The sequence below is a fragment of the Rhodoferax sp. ZS1R25 genome (assembly GCF_056521335.1).
Genome location: NZ_JBWMAZ010000001.1, coordinates 1,186,779 through 1,207,215, shown reverse-complemented (window position 1 = coordinate 1,207,215; position 20,437 = coordinate 1,186,779). Strand labels below are relative to the sequence as shown.

The 20,437-nt window shown below is 57.1% G+C and carries 21 protein-coding genes and 1 pseudogene; 7 read left to right on the top strand and 15 right to left on the bottom strand.

The genetic code is table 11. From position 1 onward, the window contains the following. Window positions 1-30: 30 nt before the first annotated feature. Both AC097R_RS05755 and AC097R_RS05750 read left to right on the top strand, forming a co-directional pair. Window positions 31-462, top strand: a complete 432-nt coding sequence (locus AC097R_RS05755) for a helix-turn-helix domain-containing protein (protein WP_479596639.1) — start codon at window positions 31-33, stop codon at window positions 460-462. Between the two features lie 27 nt (window positions 463-489). Then, window positions 490-1,023 carry a C40 family peptidase gene (locus AC097R_RS05750; RefSeq protein WP_479596638.1) on the top strand — a complete coding sequence of 178 codons (534 nt, stop codon included), beginning with the start codon at window positions 490-492 and terminating at the stop codon, window positions 1,021-1,023. 6 nt (window positions 1,024-1,029) lie between these two features. Here the strand turns inward: AC097R_RS05750 and AC097R_RS05745 are convergent, their stop codons facing one another. Continuing rightward, the gene (locus tag AC097R_RS05745; RefSeq protein ID WP_479596637.1) at window positions 1,030-1,359 is read right to left on the bottom strand and encodes a hypothetical protein; all 330 of its coding nucleotides are present in this window, start codon (window positions 1,357-1,359) and stop codon (window positions 1,030-1,032) included. Window positions 1,360-1,594: 235 nt separating this feature from the next. Between AC097R_RS05745 and AC097R_RS05740 the strand changes: the two genes are divergently transcribed. The 3 genes from AC097R_RS05740 (at window position 1,595) to AC097R_RS05730 (ending at window position 3,826) form a co-directional block, all read left to right on the top strand. After that, window positions 1,595-2,047 (top strand): BON domain-containing protein, encoded by a 453-nt coding sequence (locus tag AC097R_RS05740; protein WP_479596636.1) that lies wholly within the window; start codon window positions 1,595-1,597, stop codon window positions 2,045-2,047. A 302-nt stretch (window positions 2,048-2,349) separates the two neighbouring features. Continuing rightward, window positions 2,350-3,105, top strand: coding sequence for a hypothetical protein (locus tag AC097R_RS05735; protein ID WP_479596635.1), 756 nt, complete (start codon window positions 2,350-2,352; stop codon window positions 3,103-3,105). Between the two features lie 145 nt (window positions 3,106-3,250). Next, window positions 3,251-3,826 (top strand): hemerythrin domain-containing protein, encoded by a 576-nt coding sequence (locus AC097R_RS05730; protein WP_479596634.1) that lies wholly within the window; start codon window positions 3,251-3,253, stop codon window positions 3,824-3,826. A gap of 126 nt (window positions 3,827-3,952) precedes the next feature. Here AC097R_RS05730 and AC097R_RS05725 read toward each other — a convergent pair. Beyond that, window positions 3,953-4,128, bottom strand: a pseudogene (locus AC097R_RS05725) (IS21 family transposase); the annotation flags it as partial. Between the two features lie 505 nt (window positions 4,129-4,633). Here AC097R_RS05725 and AC097R_RS05720 point away from each other — a divergent pair. Both AC097R_RS05720 and AC097R_RS05715 read left to right on the top strand, forming a co-directional pair. Continuing rightward, complete coding sequence (locus AC097R_RS05720; RefSeq protein WP_479596633.1) at window positions 4,634-6,139, top strand: ABC transporter substrate-binding protein; 1,506 nt, start codon at window positions 4,634-4,636, stop codon at window positions 6,137-6,139. Between the two features lie 87 nt (window positions 6,140-6,226). Further along, window positions 6,227-7,399, top strand: a complete 1,173-nt coding sequence (locus AC097R_RS05715; protein WP_479596632.1) for an ABC transporter substrate-binding protein — start codon at window positions 6,227-6,229, stop codon at window positions 7,397-7,399. Window positions 7,400-7,442: 43 nt separating this feature from the next. On the opposite strand, the gene gloA is transcribed toward AC097R_RS05715, so the two are convergent. The 13 genes from gloA to AC097R_RS05650 all read right to left on the bottom strand — a co-directional run bounded on the left by gloA (window position 7,443) and on the right by AC097R_RS05650 (window position 20,354). Beyond that, on the bottom strand, window positions 7,443-7,826 hold the full coding sequence (gene gloA / locus AC097R_RS05710) for a lactoylglutathione lyase (protein ID WP_479596631.1): 384 nt from the start codon (window positions 7,824-7,826) through the stop codon (window positions 7,443-7,445). Between the two features lie 38 nt (window positions 7,827-7,864). Then, on the bottom strand, window positions 7,865-8,899 hold the full coding sequence (gene fba / locus AC097R_RS05705; RefSeq protein ID WP_479596630.1) for a class II fructose-bisphosphate aldolase: 1,035 nt from the start codon (window positions 8,897-8,899) through the stop codon (window positions 7,865-7,867). Further along, window positions 8,899-9,963 (bottom strand): class 1 fructose-bisphosphatase, encoded by a 1,065-nt coding sequence (locus AC097R_RS05700; RefSeq protein WP_479596629.1) that lies wholly within the window; start codon window positions 9,961-9,963, stop codon window positions 8,899-8,901. The genes fba and AC097R_RS05700 overlap by 1 nt, the downstream gene beginning before the upstream one ends. Window positions 9,964-10,095: 132 nt before the next feature. Then, window positions 10,096-11,085: a dihydroxyacetone kinase subunit DhaK gene (dhaK, locus tag AC097R_RS05695; protein WP_479596628.1), complete on the bottom strand. Its 990-nt coding sequence runs from the start codon at window positions 11,083-11,085 to the stop codon at window positions 10,096-10,098. A 28-nt stretch (window positions 11,086-11,113) separates the two neighbouring features. After that, window positions 11,114-11,722 (bottom strand): dihydroxyacetone kinase subunit DhaL, encoded by a 609-nt coding sequence (gene dhaL / locus AC097R_RS05690; protein WP_479596627.1) that lies wholly within the window; start codon window positions 11,720-11,722, stop codon window positions 11,114-11,116. A 22-nt stretch (window positions 11,723-11,744) separates the two neighbouring features. Then, the gene (locus AC097R_RS05685; RefSeq protein WP_479596626.1) at window positions 11,745-12,776 is read right to left on the bottom strand and encodes an ABC transporter ATP-binding protein; all 1,032 of its coding nucleotides are present in this window, start codon (window positions 12,774-12,776) and stop codon (window positions 11,745-11,747) included. Beyond that, window positions 12,769-13,896, bottom strand: coding sequence for an ABC transporter ATP-binding protein (locus tag AC097R_RS05680; RefSeq protein ID WP_479596625.1), 1,128 nt, complete (start codon window positions 13,894-13,896; stop codon window positions 12,769-12,771). The genes AC097R_RS05685 and AC097R_RS05680 overlap by 8 nt, the downstream gene beginning before the upstream one ends. A gap of 20 nt (window positions 13,897-13,916) precedes the next feature. Continuing rightward, window positions 13,917-14,144 carry a hypothetical protein gene (locus AC097R_RS05675; RefSeq protein ID WP_479596624.1) on the bottom strand — a complete coding sequence of 76 codons (228 nt, stop codon included), beginning with the start codon at window positions 14,142-14,144 and terminating at the stop codon, window positions 13,917-13,919. Window positions 14,145-14,163: 19 nt separating this feature from the next. Further along, window positions 14,164-15,120: a carbohydrate ABC transporter permease gene (locus AC097R_RS05670; protein WP_479596623.1), complete on the bottom strand. Its 957-nt coding sequence runs from the start codon at window positions 15,118-15,120 to the stop codon at window positions 14,164-14,166. A 6-nt stretch (window positions 15,121-15,126) separates the two neighbouring features. Beyond that, window positions 15,127-16,077, bottom strand: coding sequence for a carbohydrate ABC transporter permease (locus AC097R_RS05665; RefSeq protein WP_479596622.1), 951 nt, complete (start codon window positions 16,075-16,077; stop codon window positions 15,127-15,129). 127 nt (window positions 16,078-16,204) lie between these two features. After that, entirely contained in the window at window positions 16,205-17,545 is a 1,341-nt protein-coding gene (locus AC097R_RS05660; RefSeq protein ID WP_479596621.1) for an ABC transporter substrate-binding protein, read from the bottom strand. Between the two features lie 72 nt (window positions 17,546-17,617). Further along, the gene (locus tag AC097R_RS05655) at window positions 17,618-18,658 is read right to left on the bottom strand and encodes a LacI family DNA-binding transcriptional regulator (protein WP_479596620.1); all 1,041 of its coding nucleotides are present in this window, start codon (window positions 18,656-18,658) and stop codon (window positions 17,618-17,620) included. A gap of 64 nt (window positions 18,659-18,722) precedes the next feature. After that, window positions 18,723-20,354: a methyl-accepting chemotaxis protein gene (locus tag AC097R_RS05650; RefSeq protein ID WP_479596619.1), complete on the bottom strand. Its 1,632-nt coding sequence runs from the start codon at window positions 20,352-20,354 to the stop codon at window positions 18,723-18,725. Window positions 20,355-20,437: the final 83 nt, after the last annotated feature.

The following is a 20,437-nucleotide window of genomic DNA, read 5'->3' as shown; positions in this document are numbered from 1 at the left end:
TAGTAATGTTTCAGGACTACCATCTTCTGTATGAGCTCATTGATCAATTCCCTCAAGTCTGAAATCGCCCGTGTGGCCCGCAAAGAGCTCAAAGACGAGCTGCTGGCCTTGCGCAAAGCAACAACGACACATCGCTCGGAAATCGCGGCGTTGAAACGGCAGGTCAAGTCACTGGCCTCGGCACTCAAGGCCAGCACCAAAGCGTCCCGTGCCAACAGCAAAGACACGGCGGCTGATGAGCCAAGCACCCCCGGCATCCGCTTCAGTGCTGCACGCCTGGCCGCCTTGCGCGCGAAGTGGGGTATCACCCAGGCCCAGATGGCGACCGTGTTGGACGTGTCCTACTTGTCGGTACACAAATGGGAGGCGGGTGCAGCGAAGCCCCGTGCGGCGCAATTGCAGAAGATTGCCGTAGTCATGAAGATGGGCAAGCGCGAAGTGCAGAAGAAGCTACAGGCGTAACTGCGCCTGCAGCGCTATCTGATATTCATGCTCTTCAAGGCTCTGAAAGCGCGCCCCGTCCCATCGCACACTGGGGTGCTGGGCGTGCTTTCGGTCTCCGTGGCCTTGTGTGTGCTGACAGGATGCGCCACGGCGCCCCAGTCAGCGGTTGAGACCAAGCCGCCTGCGACCATCGCGTCGCGACTCACGGGAGAACAGGCCAATGAGGTCACGCTCATGGCCATTGGACTGGTGGGCACACCTTACCGCTACGGGGGCAACACGCCTGCGGGAGGATTTGACTGCAGCGGCCTCATTGCCTATGTCTACAAGCATAGGGGCGGTGTACTGGCCCCGCGCTCAGTCTCCGCACTCGTGGGTTGGGGGCAGGCTGTGCCGGCAGACTCCATCAGAACCGGCGACCTGGCCATCTTCACGCAGGACGGGCGTGCCACCCATGCAGGCATCTATGTGGGCGAAGGGCGCTTTGTACACGCACCGTCTACAGGCGGTGAAGTGCGATTGGACCAATTGCAGTCCAGGTACTGGTCCAAGCAGCAGGTGAGTTTTCGTCGCCCTTGAAGTTGCCTAGCTCATGGCTATGGCGGTCACAAAGCAGGCTTTGACCACCAACCAGGTCAGCAAAACCAGCACCCAGCTTTTCCAGTTCACGCGTGGGGTGTTGAACTTGTTTTCTGCGAGGGTGAAGACCACCGCGGCGGCAACTCCGAACAAGGCGCCTAGTGCGGCCTGAATAGCTTTGAGCTGCCAGACATGCTCGGAATCTTCTTGTATCGGTTGGAATACACCGACGACCACGCCAAACACCAGCCACCGGATCAGATAGCCCCACCATCGCGTCCAGAGTCCCGTACCGACCTGCGGCCAGTGTTCTTTGCTTGCGTCTGAGTTATCCATGCGCCGAGTCTACAAAAACTGTATGACAAGCTTTAGATCGACACCTTGAAGAACTCAGTTTCTACTGGAGCGGTTACTCTTTTTCACACTTGATTGGGCATTCGTCGGTGTGTGTGTGAAGACGCACGGACCCTTCTTCGGTGCTGCGGCAAATTCGGGGTTCGCGGCATGCCAAGCCCATCTACCCAACTGGTCTTGTCATGCTACTTTTTCCTTTATTGAAAGAGAGTAAACCATGTCAATGTCTAAAGCTTCCCTTATGACTTCTTACACCCAATATGTGCGGCCTGCGTTAGTAGTCGCCACATTGGCCATGGGTGCTGCCGCAGTGCATGCGGCAGGCAGCGATGCAGGAACCACTTCGCCAGACAAAGATCAGAAAATGAGCCAGTCACAAGGCGAGGGCTCGCGCGACGTCAACCGGAAAAAGGAGGATGTCGACTTGCAAGCAACCGGAAAGGCAGTATCCGACACGTGGATCACCACCAAGGTGAAGTCAGAAATCCTGGCCAACAGCGCCGCCAAGGGCCTGAAGGTCAATGTGACTACCAAGGGCGGTGTGGTTGCGCTCAAGGGCAAATTGGCGACGCAAGACGCCGCTGATCTGGTGAAGGAAATCGCCCAGAACGTGAAGGGTGTTCAAAGTGTGGATGTCTCCGGCCTGACTGTGGATAGTTCGAGTCGATAGTCGGATCCCAACGCTCATTGCTTAAAGCGGCTCAGCCAACGCATGTTCTTGCGTTGGCTGACGTTCGATACCGCACCCACCGGGAGAACACCATGTCGTCAATTCCAGATACCCAAACACCGAATTTCCATAAGCCACGGCCAGTGTCCAATCTCTTCGAAGGCACAGCACCTTCTCTCAGCGCCGTTTCGTGGGGCGCAGTCTTTGCTGGCGCTATTGCCGCCGCTGCACTGTCGTTGATCCTTCTGTTCCTGGGCTCTGGCTTGGGATTTGGAGCCGTCTCGCCGTGGGCTGCAGAAGGCATGCATGCCACCACTTGGGCCATTTCCGCCATTGCATGGCTCACTTTCACACAATTGGCGGCTAGCGCTTTGGGGGGCTACCTGGCGGGGCGTCTGAGAACGCGGTGGGTCGATATCCACGGCGACGAAATCTATTTTCGCGACACAGCCCATGGCTTCTTGTCGTGGGCGGTTGCAACCCTGCTGACCGCGGGACTGTTGGCTAGCGCCGTAGGGTCCGTAGTCAGTACCGGAGCCCAAGTCGGCGCAGCAACTGCCGCAACCTCGGCCACGGCTAGCGGGGCGCTGGCAACCAATCCCCTGCATCCCCAGGGAGCAGCATCCGGCGGCGACGACTCTAGTGCAATGCCTTACTTGGTCGACTCGCTCTTCCGCAAGGATGCAGCTGCAGCCGGTACGGCGCCCGCGGAGTTTGCCAACGGCGATTCAGCGCGTCTATCCGCACCCGAAGCCACGCGTATTTTTGCCAATGCTGCGCGCGCCCAAACACTGCCACCGGCGGACGTGACCTATCTGGGTCAGCTGGTCGCGCAGCGCAGCGGTTTGTCCCAGGCGGATGCGGAAAAGCGCGTTAACGACACGTTTGCCAAGCTGCAGGCCAATATCAGCAACGCCGAAGCTGCTGCGGCCGAAGCCGCGGACAAGGCGCGCAAGGCCAGTAGTTACGCCGCTCTGTGGCTGTTCATCTCTCTGCTTGCGGGCGCATTTTTTGCCAGCTTTGCAGCCACATTCGGTGGCCAGCAGCGCGACGCCTAGTCTGGGCCGCGCTATTTTCAACCGTATAAGAAAGCGAGAAACACCATGCGATCTCTATTGCTGCTTTTGCTCGGCATTCCCCTTCCCATCATTATTTTGATTGCCATCTTCGTCAGGTAACTCCCGACAACCTTGAAAGTCAACCATGGTCACTACGCCAAAGAAAACTCCCCGCAAGACAGCGCCAACGCCGGCCAAGCGCGCCTCAGCCAAGAAAGCGGTGCCAAGGAAGCAAGATGCCATTGCCATGCTGCGTGCCGACCATGTGTTGGTCAATGGGCTGTTTGCCGACTACGAGAAAACACGCACGGCCTCCAGAAAAAAGGCATTGGTCACCAAGATCTGCGATGAATTGGGTGTCCATATGCGGTTGGAAGAAGAGATCTTTTACCCAGCAGTGAAAATGGCTTTGCGCGACAAAGAGCTGGTGCCAGAAGCCACGGTGGAGCATGCGACGCTGAAGGAGCTTATCGAACAGGTGGACGGAGAAGAGCCCGACGGCGAGATGTTCGACGCCAAGATCAAGGTCATGGCGGAGTACGTGAAACACCATGTGAAAGAGGAACAGACCGAAATGTTCCCCAAGGCCCGCGGCACCACGCTGGACTTGGTGAGCTTGGGGGAGCGCATGGCGGCGCGTAAACAAGAGCTGAAACCCCAAAAAGCCGCCAGACCCCGGGTCTTGGCCACGATCAAGGAGGCGCTGGCGACGATGGTGTGAGCGGGAACCGAAGGGCCATTTCGATGCTCCTGAAGCCCTGAATGTGTAGATCTGCTCCAAATTGCGTCACTGTTTCCGCGATTTTTTTACCTCCATTCCCAGCCAGATAGCCACCTTCTCGACCTAGAAATCGAGCTTGCTTGAGCTGACCCGTTTTGCGTAGGCGGGCGCCGTCTCATCGGATAGAAGGTACTTCTTCACTGTGTTGCTCGCCAAGCCTGTACGCCTGGAAATCTCGCGGATGGACAGGTTTTTCGCAATGCCCAACGCCTGATGACATTCAATGTCGCAACGTTTATCACTCCTAAGTTCCCTGCTTGAAAACTAGTAGGGTTGGTTCCTACGTGGTTCCACTTTGGATGGACATTACTGTTCTAAGTGGGTCAGATTCGGCGGAGATCCACAGAGAAGGATCTCCCGCATAGACGGTGTCCATTCTGTACGGATGTCCAGGAGCCCGCTGTCCTGCGCAGACGCGGCATGCCCCTCTCGATGACATGGAGCTTCTCTTTGTATGAAGGCCCAATCAGCGGATCAGTTTTCAACGGAAATAAACCTGGTGATAGAAACGCTGACCCCGCCTACGCAAAGGGGCTCAGGTCAAGCAAGCTCGATTTCTATGCCAAAAAGCTAGTCTGCTGGCTGGAACCAGAAGCAACAAAATCTCGGAAACAGCGGCGCTGTTTCAAGCAGATCGACACACACCATATCGGTAGTTGCCATCTTTTCAGGGTAAACCACTAGAGTGATTGATTTATTATTTTATATATTAATTGAATAATTAAACCATGCAGAATGAGGCTACTCATGCGCCAATCGTTGAAGTATCTGAGGGGTTTTTTGTTGATTCTTGCAGCGCTCGGCAGCGCTGCATTTGGTCAAACCAAGCAATTGACGATGTGTTGGGCCGCATGGGATCCGGCCAACGCACTAGTGGAACTTTCCAAGGACTTCACTGCAAAAACGGGCGTGCAGATGAAATACGAGTTCGTGCCTTGGCCCAGTTTCACCCAGCGCATGACGACCGAACTCAACGCGAAAGGCAAGTTGTGCGACTTGCTGATCGGAGACAGCCAATGGATCGGCATGGCGGCCACCGCGGGGCACTACGTGAAACTGAATGCGTTCTTTGACAAGAACAATATCCACATCAATGACTTCAGTCCGGCAACGGTAGAGGGCTATTCGACCTGGCCCAAGCAAAGCACCAACTACTGGGCGCTGCCGGCCATGGGCGATGCCGTCGCCTGGACCTACCGCAAGGACTGGTTCGCACGTCCAGAGATCCGGGCTGCCTTCAAGACACGGTTTGGACGCGAGATTGCACCTCCCACGACATGGGACGAATTGAAGGATCTGGGCCAATTCTTCCAGGGCCGCGTGATCGATGGCAAAAAGATTTTTGGTGCGGCCCTGTTCACGGAGCGGGGATCGGAGGGCATCACGATGGGGGTGACATCGGCCATGTATGCCAATGGTATGCAGTACGAGAACCCGCAGAAAGCCTATGACATGCAAGGCTTCATCAACGGCAAGCCGTCGGTCGATGCGTTGAAGGCCTACAAGGATATTTACGACTGCTGCACCCCCCCCGGCCACTCCAATGCCTACATGGCTGAAAACCTGGACACCTACAGATCCGGGCAAGTCGCCATGCAGATGAACTTCATGGCCTTCTTTCCGGGCATTGCCAAAGACCCGTTGGTGGGCGGCGAGAAGACCGGTTTCTTCACTAATCCCAAGATGAGCACGGAGGGTGCAACCTTGGGTGGACAAGGCCTGTCGGTGGTGCAGTACTCCGACAAGCAAGATCTGGCCCTGGAATATGTGAAGTGGTTTGCGCAGCCCACTATCCAGCAAAAGTGGTGGGACATGGGGGGGTTCAGTTGCCACAAAGCGGTCCTGGAAAAACCCGGTTTCGCTAGCAGCACGCCGTACGCCAAGGTGTTCCTGGAGTCCATGAAAATAGTCAAAGACTTCTGGCAAGAACCCAGCTACGCAGAGTTGCTGCAGGCCATGCAAAAGCGGGTGCACAACTACGTGGTGGTCGGAGAAGGCACCCCGCAGGCAGCCATGGACGGTCTACTGAGCGATTGGAACGCGACCTTTGCGCGCGAGGGAAAGACGGGCAGCGCCGCCCCCCAGAGCGACGCAAAACTGTTGCCCAAACCTCTGCTCGTCGGAGGTCAGGATCGGTCCATATTCATGGTCGCCGCCGCACTGCTATGTCTCGTAGCGCTAGGGGCACTCGCGATACGCAAAAGACGCCGCTCGGCCATCCGCCTAGCACCGCCTGGTAAAGCCAATCACTGATTGCTTGGCCGACGGCACGCCCGGGGCATGCTTGCCCCCCAACGCGCCATCGAATCATCCCTCCCCCTTGTGTCTGAAGGACCCAAAATGCAGCATCCCATTCAGCCTACCGCCCGTTCCCGCCGCACCGTATTGGCGGCCTCAGCTGCCTTACTATGGGGTCCACTGAGCTTATCGCGGTCGGCCCAGGCGCTGCCAGCCGACAGATACACCATCAAACTGGGGCAATCTGCGCCGATCACAGGACCCCTAGGGCGCCTCAGCTTGGCTTTTGGTGATGCTGCACGTGCAGTATTCAACGAGGTGAATGTGCGCGGTGGCATTGATGGGAAAACCATTGAACTCATCACGCTTGACGATGAAAATCGCCCAGAACGCACCGAACTGAATGTGAAAATTCTGGCGTCAGAACACAAGGTGCAGGCCCTTTACGGATTCATCGGAACCGGGGCACACCGTGCGGGCGCGCGTGCGGCGGTCGCCGAAGGATTGCCCTACATTGCGGCCGTCAGTGGTGGCATGGAGTTGCGTGCTGGCACCCTGCCGGGGATCTTCAATATGCGGGCCAGCCATGACGACGAGATTGGGTCAGTGGTCCGCCACATGCAGCGAATCGGGATTGAACGCATGTCATTGGTTTTCGAATACAACTCCGATGGCTGGGAAATCCGGGATGCTTTAATCGCCGCTCTGGAGCAACAGGGGAACCATGTCGCATCCATGAGCAGTGTGGACCACGAGGGTAGCGACTTCAGCTTGCTCGGCGCAGTGTCATCCGTTCTTTCTGGCAAACCCCAGGCGGTTCTGTTGGGCGCGGATTTTATGGCAAGCGCGCGCTTTGTCATGGCCGCCCGCAAGATGGGATATACCGGTAGCTTTTACACTCTGTCCACGGTAGGAGGAACCGCGCTGATCGAAACCCTGGGGCCGCTGGCCGCAGGGCTGTCGGTCACCCAGGTCGTACCGTTTCCATGGACGGCTTCGACTAAGGTTGGCCGCGATCTGCAGGCCTTTTGTCTGCGCAACAGTATCGAATTGTCATTTGCCAGCATGGAGGCGTATCTTTCATCCAGCCTAGTGGTGGCAGCCCTGCGGCGCGCCAAGGAAACGGCGTCACCGCAACAGTTGGCCATCGCTTTGGAAAGTCTGCCGGAGCAAGACTTTGGTGGCTACCATGGCTCGTTCTATTCCAAATCCCGAAAGAACCCTGGCCAGGTTGACTTGACCGTCTATTCCCGGTCCGGGAAATTCCTGAAATAGCGGCTAAGCACAAGGCTCGTCAGCATCAAGACGGAGCGATGCTTTACGGACGCTGTATCAGTTCAATCTTGTAGCCATCTGGGTCGGTAACAAAGGCAATGATGGAGGTCCCGCCCTTCGTCCGTCCCGGCTCACGGCTCACAAAGCCACCCGCAGTCTTAATGGCATAGCAGACACTGTAGATATCAGCAACGCCTATGGCAATGTGCCCAAACGCATTCCCAATATCGTAATGGGTCACACCGTAGTTCTCGGTAAGTTCGATCTCAGCGTGGTCAGGATTTTTGCCGTAGCCCATAAAAGCCACGCGGTATTCGTATTTGACATTTTCCGTTCTTCGAATCAGGTGCATGCGCATGGCATCGGTATAAAACGCAATGGATCGCTCCAGGTTACCAACACGCAACATCGTATGTAGTATCCGCATGTGAAAGACAACTCAGTCAAAGTCAATGATTGAAGTTGTCAATAGCAACCCGCCATGGCCACTAGCGACCTGGGGCGAATTTTCGATCCCTGACCCGCACAACCGAAGGCCTCAAACCGCTCCTTTGCGATGCTGCGGGCGGCCGCCTTTGCAGCACCGAAAATTCTCCTTGGATCAAATTCTCCGGGGTTTTGGGCCAATGTCTGGCGCATCGATCCGGTCATGGCCAAACGAATGTCGGTATCAATGTTCACTTTGCGAACTCCCATGCGGATCCCTTTCTGAATTTCTTCAACAGGCACGCCATAGGTATTCCTGATGTTGCCCCCAAAATTCCGAATAATGGACAACCACTCTTGCGGCACACTGGAACTTCCGTGCATCACCAAATGCGTGGCAGGGATGCGGGCATGTATGGCTCTGAGCGTCTCCATGGCCAAAATGTCGCCCGTCGGAGTCTTGGAAAATTTGTAAGCGCCGTGACTGGCTCCAATGGCGACAGCGAGTGCGTCAACGCCGGTTTTTTCAACGAAGTCCGCCGCTTGGTCTGGGTCGGTCAGCATCATGTCATGTGTCAACCGCCCTTCGGCACCCGACCCATCCTCCTTGCCGGCTAGCCCCGTTTCCAAGGACCCCAAACACCCCAACTCGCCCTCGACCGAAACACCGAGCGCATGCGCCAGCTTACAGACACTGCGCGTCACTTCCACGTTGTAGTCGTAGCTGGAGGGAGTACAGGCATCCTCCATCAACGAGCCGTCCATCATCACGCTGGTGAACCCCGATTGAATAGACTGCAGACACACGACTGGCGAAGCCCCGTGATCCTGGTGCAGCACCACAGGTATTCCAGGATGGGCCTCTACGGCTGCCCTTACCATGTGTCGCAAATAGGGTTCTCCTGCATACTTGTTTGCGCTGGCGGAGGCTTGCAGAATGACAGGGCTATGGGTCTCCTGGGCAGCCTCCATAACGGCTTGAATTTGCTCCAGGTTGTTCACATTGAACGCCGGAACGGCGTAGGCAAACTCGGCGGCATGATCTAGTACTTGGCGAAGCGTAGCAAAAGCCATCACATGCTCCTTAGATGTTGGTTGGGGGAATCCGCGTAGTAGCGGTCAATACGGTCAACCTCCGCCTTGGAGCCAAACATCAGGCCAATACGTTGGTGCAACGATGTGGGCTGCACGTCCAAAGTGGGATAGTCGCCCATACTTGCGCGACCGCCCGCCTGCTCCATGATGAATCCAATGGGATTGGCCTCATACAGGAGCCGCAAACGCCCGGGTTTGCTGAGGTCCTTCGTGTCGCGTGGGTACAAAAATATGCCCCCTCGCATCAAAATGCGGTGTGCCTCGGCGACCATGCTGGCAACCCAACGCATGTTGAAGTCTTTCTCTCGAGGGCCGCTTCTGCCTGCAAGGCATTCGTCAACATAGCGTTTGATGGGGGCCTCCCAGAATCGGGCGTTCGCGCTGTTAATCGCGAATTCCTGTGTATCGTGGGGTACCTGCATCCAAGGATGCGTCAGCACAAACGCCCCCAAGTCCTGGTCCAGCGTGAATCCGTGAACACCATCACCGACCGACAGCACCAGCATCGTTACGGGTCCATACAACGCGTAGCCAGCCGCGATCTGCTCACGACCCGGCTGCAAAAAATCGGCCTCCACGACATCGCGGCCGGTGTCGATGGCATCCTGAGGTGCGCGAAGGATGGAGAAGATGGACCCCACCGACACATTGACGTCAATGTTGCTGGAGCCGTCTAGCGGATCAAAGACCAACAGATATTCCCCGCGCGGATAGACGGGAGGGATTTGGTGTGGCAAATCCATCTCTTCAGACGCCATGCCGGCAAGACTCCCCGTCGACTCTGTGCCCCGAATGAACAGCTGATTGCTCAGCACATCAAGATGCTTTTGCACCTCGCCTTGCACATTGATAGCGCCACCATGTTCGGACGCACAATTCCCTGCTGTGCTGCCGAGCGCCCCCAAAGAAATTGTCTTTGCAATGCTCATGCAAGCATGCGCAACGTGGAGAATCAAGGCGTTGCAATCTGCGCAACCCTCCGGCAGTCCCTGGGCGCTTTCCAGTAAAAACCTCTGGAGTGTGGTGCGGTGAATCGTTGACATAAAGCGTATTTCCAGACGGTATAGGCGTGTTGCTCCCCCGCATACAAACCCGTACGCTTTGAAGAAGCATCGGAATGGCCCGATGCAACCAGGCGACTACAACTCGCTTGATTGCCGGGGGGCCGCTTGGAATTACATGCCCCAGCGCAACGCCGGCGTACATACCGCCGCGTCCCACAGAGCCAGGAATTCGTCGTTAACGGCAGTAACGGTAATGGAGCAGCCCGCCATTTCGAGCGATGTGACATAGGAGCCGGTCAGGAACCGCACCACGCGCACACCCGACTTGACCAACACTTTGCGCGCAGCCTCCACCATCAGGTACAACTCCAGCATGGGCGTACCACCAAAGCCGTTAACCAGCAAAATCACTTCCTGGCCGACATTCAGTGACAGATCCTCGATCACCGCCGTTGTCAGCTCGTTGGCGATGGCATCAGCACTCGCCAGCGGCACACGGCGGCGCCCCGGTTCGCCATGGATGCCGACTCCCACCTCCATATCCGTGGCACTGATTTGAAAGGTCGGCTTGCCAGCTGCCGGCACTGTGCACGAACTAAGCGCCACGCCCATCGTTGCCGTAGCCTTGTTGACCGCATCACCGAGAATTTTGAGTTCTTGCAAGCTGTCACCACGTTCCGCAGCAGCCCCCAAGATTTTTTCCAAAATCAGTGTCCCGGCCACACCGCGGCGACCGGTGGTGTGGGTTGAATTCTCGACTGCCACATCATCGTTCACAATGACAGTCGCATTTTCCTGGTCCAGGATTTCCGAGGCCATGTGAAAGTTCATCATGTCGCCCGAGTAGTTTTTGACGATGAAAAGAACGCCGGCCCCACCATCTACGGCCTTCGCTGCATTGAGCATCTGGTTGGGCGTTGGAGATGTAAAGATTTGCCCTGGACATGCCGCATCCAGCATGCCATACCCGACAAAGCCCGCATGCAGAGGTTCGTGACCAGATCCTCCGCCGGAGATCAGCGCAACTTTTCCTGGTTTCACGACTTTGCGTCGGATGAATTCATATTCCTCTCCCAGCACCACCAGATCCGCATGTGCCGCAGCAAACCCGTTCAATGACTCTTCCAGCACTGAGTCCACGCGATTAATGAAATTTTTCATAACTCACCTCTATGGCAGAACAGTTGGTTTAGTAGGTTGGCTGAGCCTGAAGCAGGGTATCGCAGACCGAGCCAATAATCAACGCCATGGAACGCGATCCTGGATCAATGTGGCCCTTGGCACGGTCACCCAAAAAAGAGGACCGTCCACGGGAGGCGTCCATATCTGCTGTAGCTGCAGCGCTATCATGGGCGCACTGCCGCACACGAGCAATCAGGTCAGCACCGCCGTCCGCTAAGACCTTTTGTACCGGGTCCAGCACGTCCAACAGCGTTTTCTGCCCCACTTCGGCCTTTCCCAAGCGTGTCAGGGCTTCGATGCCGGCGCGCAATGCCAGCGCAAAGTCTTGGGCCGTTGGCTGGCTTGGTAGCTCCTTGCCCAACGTCATCAGCAAGGTGCCAAACACCGGACCGGACGAACCACCAATCATGGCGATGCAGGTTTTGCCCATGGTGTTGAGCACCTCGTTCAGGCTGGCGTCCTGCATGCTCGCGAGTTTGGCCTGGATCGCTTGTGATCCCCGTTTCATGTTCAGGCCGTGGTCGCCATCGCCAATGGCTTGGTCCAGGGCGGTCAGTTCATCGAGATGGTCGACAAGGGTTTGCGTGGCGTTTTGAATGATCAGTGGCAATGTCATAAGAATTTCCTTTCGAAAAGCATTAACTGCGAACACGTTGGCCGTCGGCATCAAACCAAAGGCATTGGGACAGGTCTAAGCCCAGGACTTCTCCGGGCTCAAATGAGGCGCCCGGTGGAACCGAAGCGATAACGTCATGGGGACTTCCCACCAAACCTAGATGCACCAAGAACTGGTCGCTCAAGCGCTCGGTGCGCTTGACTTGGCATTGCGTCAGGGTCGAACCCTCGACATAGCGCGGATACAGGCGCATGTGCTCGGCCCGCACACCCAGCGTGACGACCTTGGCCGGCGCGGCCTGCGACGGGAAGGCGGCGCGCGGAACTAGGTTGATGCGCGGTGAACCCAGGCGGCTGGCGACACTGACGCTGCAAGGGTCTTCGTACACCTGCTGTGGGGTCCCCAACTGCACAAGCTGGCCATGGTCCAGCACGCCAATGCGCGAGGCCAGCGTCATCGCTTCCACCTGGTCGTGGGTCACGTAGAGCATGGTCGCGCCCAAGTCATGCTGGATATGTTTCAACTCCAGGCGCAGATCGTTGCGCAGCTTGGCATCCAACGACGACAGCGGCTCGTCCATCAGGTACACGGCCGGGCTGCGCACCAGGGCGCGGCCAATGGCCACGCGTTGCATTTGCCCGCCCGATAGTTTGGTCGCGGAGTTCTGCAGCTTGTCTTCCATGCGCAGCAGACGGGCGACCTCGGTGACCTTGGTCTTGATGTCGGCCTCACTGGTTTTGCGCAAACGCGAGCGCAACGGGAAGGCCAGGTTGTCGTACACGCTCAGGTGCGGATACAAGGAATACTGTTGGAAGACAAAGGTAACGTCGCGCAACGCAGGGGCTACTTGCGTCACATCACGACCGCCAATCCAGACCTGCCCTTGGTCCGGCGCTTCCAATCCGGCCACCAAACGCAGCGTGCTTGTTTTTCCGGCCCCGCTAGGGCCTAGCAAAACGATGAACTCGCCGCTTGGAATGTCAATGCTCAAGCCCCGAACCGCGGCCGTGGCACCAAAGCTCTTGCTGACGCCAACAAGTTTTAAATCAGCCATGGTGGGCTCCTCGTGCAGCGGCCGTAGCCACTGGAATATCGTCGCGCATGGTGTGTATGGCTTTACCGGTTAGCTGGTCAAACAAAGTAACCTGTGATGCATCAAAGGACAGGCCCACGTGGTCTCCACGCTTGACAGGGAGGTTCACGTCCACCTTGGCGCGCAACGTGCACCCTGTCGCGCCGTTCACAGTCACGACCTGGCAGGTGCCCAGGTATTCGGTGCCCAGAACCTCGGCACGCAGGGACGAGTTAGCGTCCAAGCTGACATGCTCGGGTCGCACCCCGTACAGCAGTTGTCGCATCACAACAGCCTCGCGCAGTGCGGGCAGGCCCACGGTGGCGCCACCAATCGTGGCGACCGTGGCCCCTTTTTCCAGGCCCGCCTCAAATGGGATGAAATTCATCGCCGGCGAGCCCATGAAGTCCGCGACAAACACCGAGGCCGGTCGGTCATAGATTTCCTGGGGAGCGCCCAGTTGCTCGATGACGCCCTGATTCATGATGGCGATCTTGTCGGCCATGGACATGGCTTCGCGCTGGTCATGGGTCACGTACACGGTAGTCGCATGCAGGCGGTCGTGCAAGTTTCGCAACTCTTCGCACATGATTTCGCGAAACTCGGCGTCCAATGCGCCCAGAGGCTCGTCCATCATGAAGGCCAAGGGGCGGCGCACGATGGCGCGCCCCAAGGCCACGCGTTGGCGGTCGCCACTGGTGAGTCCGGAAACGGACTTTTTCAGCAGGTGGGTGATTTGCAGGATGCGTGCCGCGTCTTCCACCCGCTGGCGCACTTCTTTGCGCGGCGTGCCTTGCGACAGCAGCGGGAATGCAATGTTTTGCGCCACGTTCATGTGGGGATACAAGGCAAACATCTGGAACACCATTGCAATGTCACGTTGCGATGCGGGTTTGACGGTGACGTCTTCATCGTCCAGAAAGATCTGGCCCGATGTCGGTAGTTCCAAGCCAGCGATCATGCGCAGCGTCGTCGTTTTGCCGCAGCCCGATGGTCCTAGCAAGCAAAAGAACTCGCCGTCGTTCACCGTGAACGTGGAGTTCTTCACCGCGGTGAACTCGGCAAATGCCTTGTAGAGGTGGTGAACACGAATTTCAGCCATGGTAGTTCTCGTGTTGGGTTTTATTGGGGAAATTTCGAAACCACCATGAACATCACGGTGCCTCCGAGCATGGTGATGAACGACCAGGTGTACAAGAACAAGGCCAGCGGTTGCAGCAGCATCAGAATGCCCAGGCTGATCAAGCCGCAGGCCACCAGCTCCAGGGGACCACGCCGCAGCAGCTTGGGCCACTGGCTCGCCGGAGCAGACGCCGGGTCCGTCGGTGTGGGGGAATGTGAATTTGACATAAGAGAGACCTTGAAGTTGCTACTTGCGCACCGCGCCGAATGTGATGCCGCGCAACAAATGCTTGCGCATCAAAACCGTGAAGAACAGAATGGGCGCCAGGAATAGCGTCGTGCCGGCAGCCACTGCGGGCCAGTCCTGCCCCCCCTCACCGATGATGATGGGGATGAACGGGGGTGCGGTCTGCGCCTCGCCGGAGGTCAACAGAACCGCAAAGGCGTACTCATTCCAGGAGAAGATCAGGCAAAAGATGGCGGTCGCAACAATGCCCGTGGTGGCCTGCGGCAACACCACCTTGAAGAAGGCCTGCAAGCGGGTGTAGCCGTCCACCATCGCGGCCTCTTCGTACTCGCGCGGTATCTCGTCAATGAAGCCCTTGAGCAGCCAAACGGCCAAGGAAATATTGACGGCGGTGTAGAGCAAGATCATGCCGAAACGCGTATCGGACAGACCCAGTTCCCGGTACATCAGGTAGATAGGAATGGCCACGGCGATCGGCGGCATCATCCTGGTGGACAGGATAAAGAACAGCAGATCGTCCTTGAGCGGCACCTTGAAACGCGAGAACGCGTAGGCGGCCATCACACCAAACCCGACGGACAGAACCGTGGACCCGACCGCAATGATTAGCGAGTTCACAAACCGCGGCAGGTAATTGGTAGAACCCGCAACAACCATGCTGTTGTCGCGTGCGACCTGCTCACACGTGCCATTTGCCGGCGGCAGCGTAGCAATGTATTCGGGCGACTGGCGTGAGCGCGTCGTAAACAAATTGCAATAGCCTTCCACGCTGGGCGCAAAGACCACCTTGGGCGGATAGCTGATGGAGTCGGCAGGTGTCTTGAAGCCAGTCAGGATGATCCAGACCAGCGGAACAATGGCCACCAGTGCGTACAAGACCACCAGAAATCCGGCGACCCAGCGAGCGCCGGCGGAAGGCTCGACCACCGAGTGGGCTGTGCTGATGAGTTTGGGCATGATGGTCTACCGGTTCTTGACGTAGTTGAGGGCTTTGACATAAATGTTGGCCATGCCAAACACGGCAACGAACAGCACGATGGCAAAGGCAGACGAGTAGCCGGTGCGCCAGCTCTCAAAGGCCTGGCGCTTCAACGTGATGGATGCCAATTCGGTCGCCGACCCAGGCCCACCGGACGTGAGCAGATTGACCATGTCGAACATCTTGAAGTTTTCAATGCCACGGAACAGCACGGCCAACATGATGAAGGGCAGGACCATGGGTAGCGTGATGCAAAAGAACTGGCGCAGCTTGGATGCACGGTCGACTTCGGCCGCTTCGTAGATGTAGTCCGGTATGGAGCGCAAACCCGACAAACAGATCAGCATCACATAGGGCGTCCACATCCATGTGTCCACGATGATGATGGCCCATGGCGCCAGTTGGGTGGAGCCCAGCATTTCGAACGACGAGGCAGGGACACCAGACAAATAGGACACCGCGTAGTTGAACAGGCCCACTTGCGGCTGGTACAAAAAAGCCCAGAAGTTCCCCACCACGGCCGGCGACAGCATCATGGGGACCAAAATCAATGTCGTCCAAAACCCATGTCCGCGAAACTTGCGGTCGATCAGGTACGCCAACGAGAACCCGATTAGCATCTGCAGCAAAATCGTCCAGAACAGAAAGTGCGCAGTGGTTTGCATCGCAAGCCAGATATCTGGATCGTTCAGCACCGAAACGTAGTTGTCGATGCCCACCCCCATAACCGTCGCATTGGGCCTATTCGCCTTGAAGTTGGTGAACGAAAGCTTGATAGTCCATATCAAGGGAAAGATGTTGATCGCCAACAAGATCAGCATCGTCGGGCCGATGAACAGCCATGCAATGGCCCGGTCCGAGAGTCCGCGCAATGCCCCTGCCAGTGGTGACGGTGTCACTCTGGCAGCGCGATCGGCAACACGTTTGATGTTCATGGTATTAACCATCCGTTTCCGCAAAGGCGGTCTATATGAAAAAAATTACAGGTGACTGACCGGTCAACCTGTGCTCGACAAAGCGTATGGGGAGCACCGTGGTTGGCCAGTCAGATCGCGGATGCGCCTACTGTTTTCCGTCTTCCTTGAAGATCTTCTTCCAGTCGACCACCAGGGCATCGAGCGCTTCCTTCGCAGTACCCTTGTCGGCCACTACGTAGTCGTGGATTCGCTTTTGCTCAGCTTGCAACAACTGCGCGTAAGACGGTTCGGCCCAGAAGTCCACCACCATATTCATGGAATCCAGGAACGCTGCGGCGAATGGAGAGCTCTTGGGGTAGCCCGGTGCGTTCAACACGGCCTTGGCTGCTGACGACCCACCAATGTCTTGCCACTTTTGCTGAACTTTGGGGTCCGCAAACCACTTGATGTATTGCAATGCCGCATCTTTGTTCGGGGAATACGACACCACCGATATGCCTTGGCCGCCGAGCTGTACGCCCTTGCCTTTGGGGCCAGCCGGATTGGCAAAGAAACCAATCTTTTCGCCCCCCACTGCTGGGTCTTTGGCCAAGCCAGGGAAGAAGGCAAACCAGTTCATTTGCATGGCAACTTGGCCCGACTTGAACGCGTCCAGACCTTCCCCCATATAGGCGTTGGTCATGCCAGGCGCAGTGCTGCCCTTGTACAGAGCTTTGTAGAACTCCAAGCCTTTGACGGCATCCGCGGAATTGACGAAACCGTCCATCGAGTAAGGCTTCTTGGGGTCTTGGTATTTGAAGCCATAGGGGTACAAAACGTTGGAAACACCCATGGTGATGCCTTCAGAACCACGCTCTGTATAGATGTAGGCACCATAGACCTTCTTGCCATCGATCATCCGTTGTTGGAAGAACTCAGCAATTTCCTGCAATTCGGCCATGGTCTTTGGAGGAGCCAAATCACGGTTGAATTTCTTCTTGAATTCAGCCTGGATTTCGGGCTTGGCAAACCAGTCTTTGCGATAGGTCCAACCCACCGCATCGGCCATGGCGGGCAGCGCCCAGTAGTTGGGCGTGTTCTTGGGCCACTCTGCGTACCCCGTCACTGTGGCGGGCGCAAAGTCGGTCATCTTGATGCCTTCTTTGGCAAAGAAGTCATTCAGCTTGACATAGTGACCGCTCTCAGCGGAACCACCCACCCACTGGCTGTCGCCGATGATCAGGTCGCACAGCTTGCCCTTGGAATTGAGCTCGTTGAGCATGCGGTCGGCAAAGTTCGGCCATGGCACGAACTCAAACTTCATTTTGATACCGCTCTTGGCAGTGAAGTCTTTTGACAACTCCACCAGCGCGTTCGCGGGGTCCCACGCTGCCCAGCACAGCGTGATAGTTTTGTCTTGGGCATGCGCACCTGAGCTACCCAACGACAAGGCTGCGGCGATTGCCATCGCAGACAATCCAGGTATTTTTTTGAGTACTTGTTTCATTTCAGTCATCTCCAATAAAGTTATTTCAGACAGTCAATACAAACTCACCTACACACACATCAGGCTGCCTAATCAACGAAGATTCTCGGCAGTCAAGATCTCTATCCGTGGCTGAACGACGTTCAGCGCACCACGGGCGTTTACACACAATTTCCGAAGAACACTGGCCGCATTCATGACGCAATAGTGAATGTCCTGGTGCAACAAATAGCTGACTGCGCCACGCATCAAGAAGCGGGTATGCAGCTCGGTCAGGTCGTGCATTACCACTCCCTGTTCTCCTGTGATATCGAGCTGCGCCAGCGCCCGCATCAGGCCGACAGTGCCCGGGCCGACGATGTAGATGCCGGCCAAGCGCGCGGGGTCTATCTCCTGCTGGAAATACTCCAACATGGTTTCGCACACACCGTCGTCCGATTTCGGCAAGTCCGTAATCCGCAAAATGCGCATCAGCGGAAAGCACTCTTCCAACACTTGTGCAAAGCCGATCCGACGCTCGATTTCCGAAGACAGGCGCGTGCCTTGGGACAACAACAGCATCAGGTCTCGATCGGGCGCCCCGGCCATATTGCCCAACAACAATCCAGCGGTTCTGCCGGCGGCGCGGTTATCTGCACCTACGAACAACTGCCGTGCGGAGCCCGCGACGTCGGAGAACAGCGTCACGACATGCACACCGGCCTTCACCAGTTCGGCGATGGCACGCTTGACCACCGGCACATCGACAGCCAGCACGGCAACACCATCGCAATCGCTCACTTGCGACAGGTCAGCGGCAAATTTCGCGGAGTCATCGGCGCTAAAGCGACAGACGACGGTCGTAATGTGCTGGTGTCGAAAATCGCTCGCACCATGCGCTACCTGGCGCTCAACCGCGTCAAAAAATGAAGACCCTCCGTCCGGAAGCACGTAAGCAAATCGCAGCCCGTCATCTTGGCGGGGACGCCCCAATGGCGGGGTGGATTCATCCACATGGGAAATCACTTGCATGACCCTGGCCATCGTCTCGGCGTTTACACCCGGACGCCGGTTGACGGCACGGTCAACCGTGGCGGTGCTCACGCCAGCCAGCCGGGCGATTTCTGCGATGGTGAGAGTGGTGGAGGTAGCCATGACAAAATTTATTTGATGTTATTATTCTGATTTATATAAATAATAAATCAATCAGTACAAACACCTAGTTAAAGGTGGACACCAGCTCCGCTGCGGGCATGATCGCCAGGTGCGGCCTGGCCATCGGCGCTCTTTCAAAAACGGAGTGCTGGCCGGGCAATTTGAATGCGGCGACGGCTTGAACCTGCTGCCCCGCCAAGCTGCTGAGGTTGGTGGCTGCTGCGGCCATTTGCTCCACCAAGGCGGCGTTTTGCTGCGTTGTGGTGTCCATTTGGGAAACGGCTTCGCCGACCTGGTAGACGCCCGACGCCTGCTCATTGCTTGCCGTGCTGATCTCAACCATGATGTTGGTGACACGCTGGATCGAGTGCACAAGTTCGGTCATCGTTGCGCCGGCTTGGTCGACGAGCGTGGTGCCGCGTGCGACCCGCTGTACGCTGGTGTCGATCAGCCCTTTTATTTCCTTGGCGGCCTGGGCGGAGCGACCCGCCAGGGAGCGCACTTCGCTGGCGACGACGGCAAAGCCACGGCCTTGGTCACCCGCCCGTGCAGCCTCGACCGCTGCATTCAGTGCCAAGATATTGGTTTGGAAGGCAATGCCATCGATGACGCTGATGATCTCGGCGATCTTGCGCGACGACTCGTTGATGCCCTTCATCGTGTCCACCACTTGGGCAACGACTTCTCCACCGGTCGTCGCAACCGAAGAGGCATTCAAGGCCAGTTGATTCGCGTGGCTTGCGCTTTCCGCGTTTTGTTTGACGGTGGAGCTCAGTTCTTCCATAGACGCCGCGGTTTCTTCCAAGGCGCTGGCTTGCTGTTCGGTGCGTGCGCTCAAGTCCCGGTTACCCTGCGCGATTTCTCCGCTGGCAGCGGCGACACCTTCCGAAGCCGTGCGCACGTTGGAGACCACCTGAACCAAGCTGCTTTGCATCTCACTCAGGGCACTGAGCATCATGGCGGCCTCGGTGTGGCCCGTGCCATCAATGCTTTCCGTGAGATCCCCCGCTGCAATGGAGCGCGAAATACGGAGAATCTGCGCAATCAAGCGCTTCAGGCTGCGTGCCATCAACCAGCCCGCCAGGGCACCGATCAGCGCGGCAACCGCCGCCAGTACGATAAGAAACGTGCTGGTCCGCTCGGACTCGGCCGTTGCGTTGTTACCGAGTTCGACGACGAGTTGCCGCTGCAATGCGCGGGAATCCTCGACTGCTTTGAAAATAGTGTTTTGCAGCTTCGCTACATCCCCAACCAGCAGCTGTCCCGCGCCCTGGATTCCGCCATCCATGGCCATTTGCAAAACTTTGTCGACGTTTTGGTTGTAGGGGCCCAAGTTGTTGACAATGGCGCCAAGCCACTCCCGCGCCTGGGGCTCTTCCACCGTCTTGTCGAGCTCGGCCAGGATTTGTTGGTTAGCGGCCCTAGCTTCCAGGATCTTCTGTTTTGCATCGGTGCGCAGCCCGGTGTCCCAACTGATGACGAAGTTCCGGGAGTGCTGGCCCATAGCATGCAGGTTGTTGGCGAGCTGGGTGTACTGCTCGACCTTGACCATAGGTCCATCGGCCATCGCGCGTATTTGCCGCGCCAGAGCATTGGTGATGAAGGTACCCGCCAACGCGATGCAGACGCCGATGCCGGCCACAACAAAAAAAGCGATGAACAACTGTGTGGACATCTTGATGCTCAAATGTTTCATGCTTTTGTCTCCAACGGGTCATGGAACTCAAAAACCGCCCCAGACAAGGCACGCCTACTCTGCCCCCCCCCACACGCCCAATC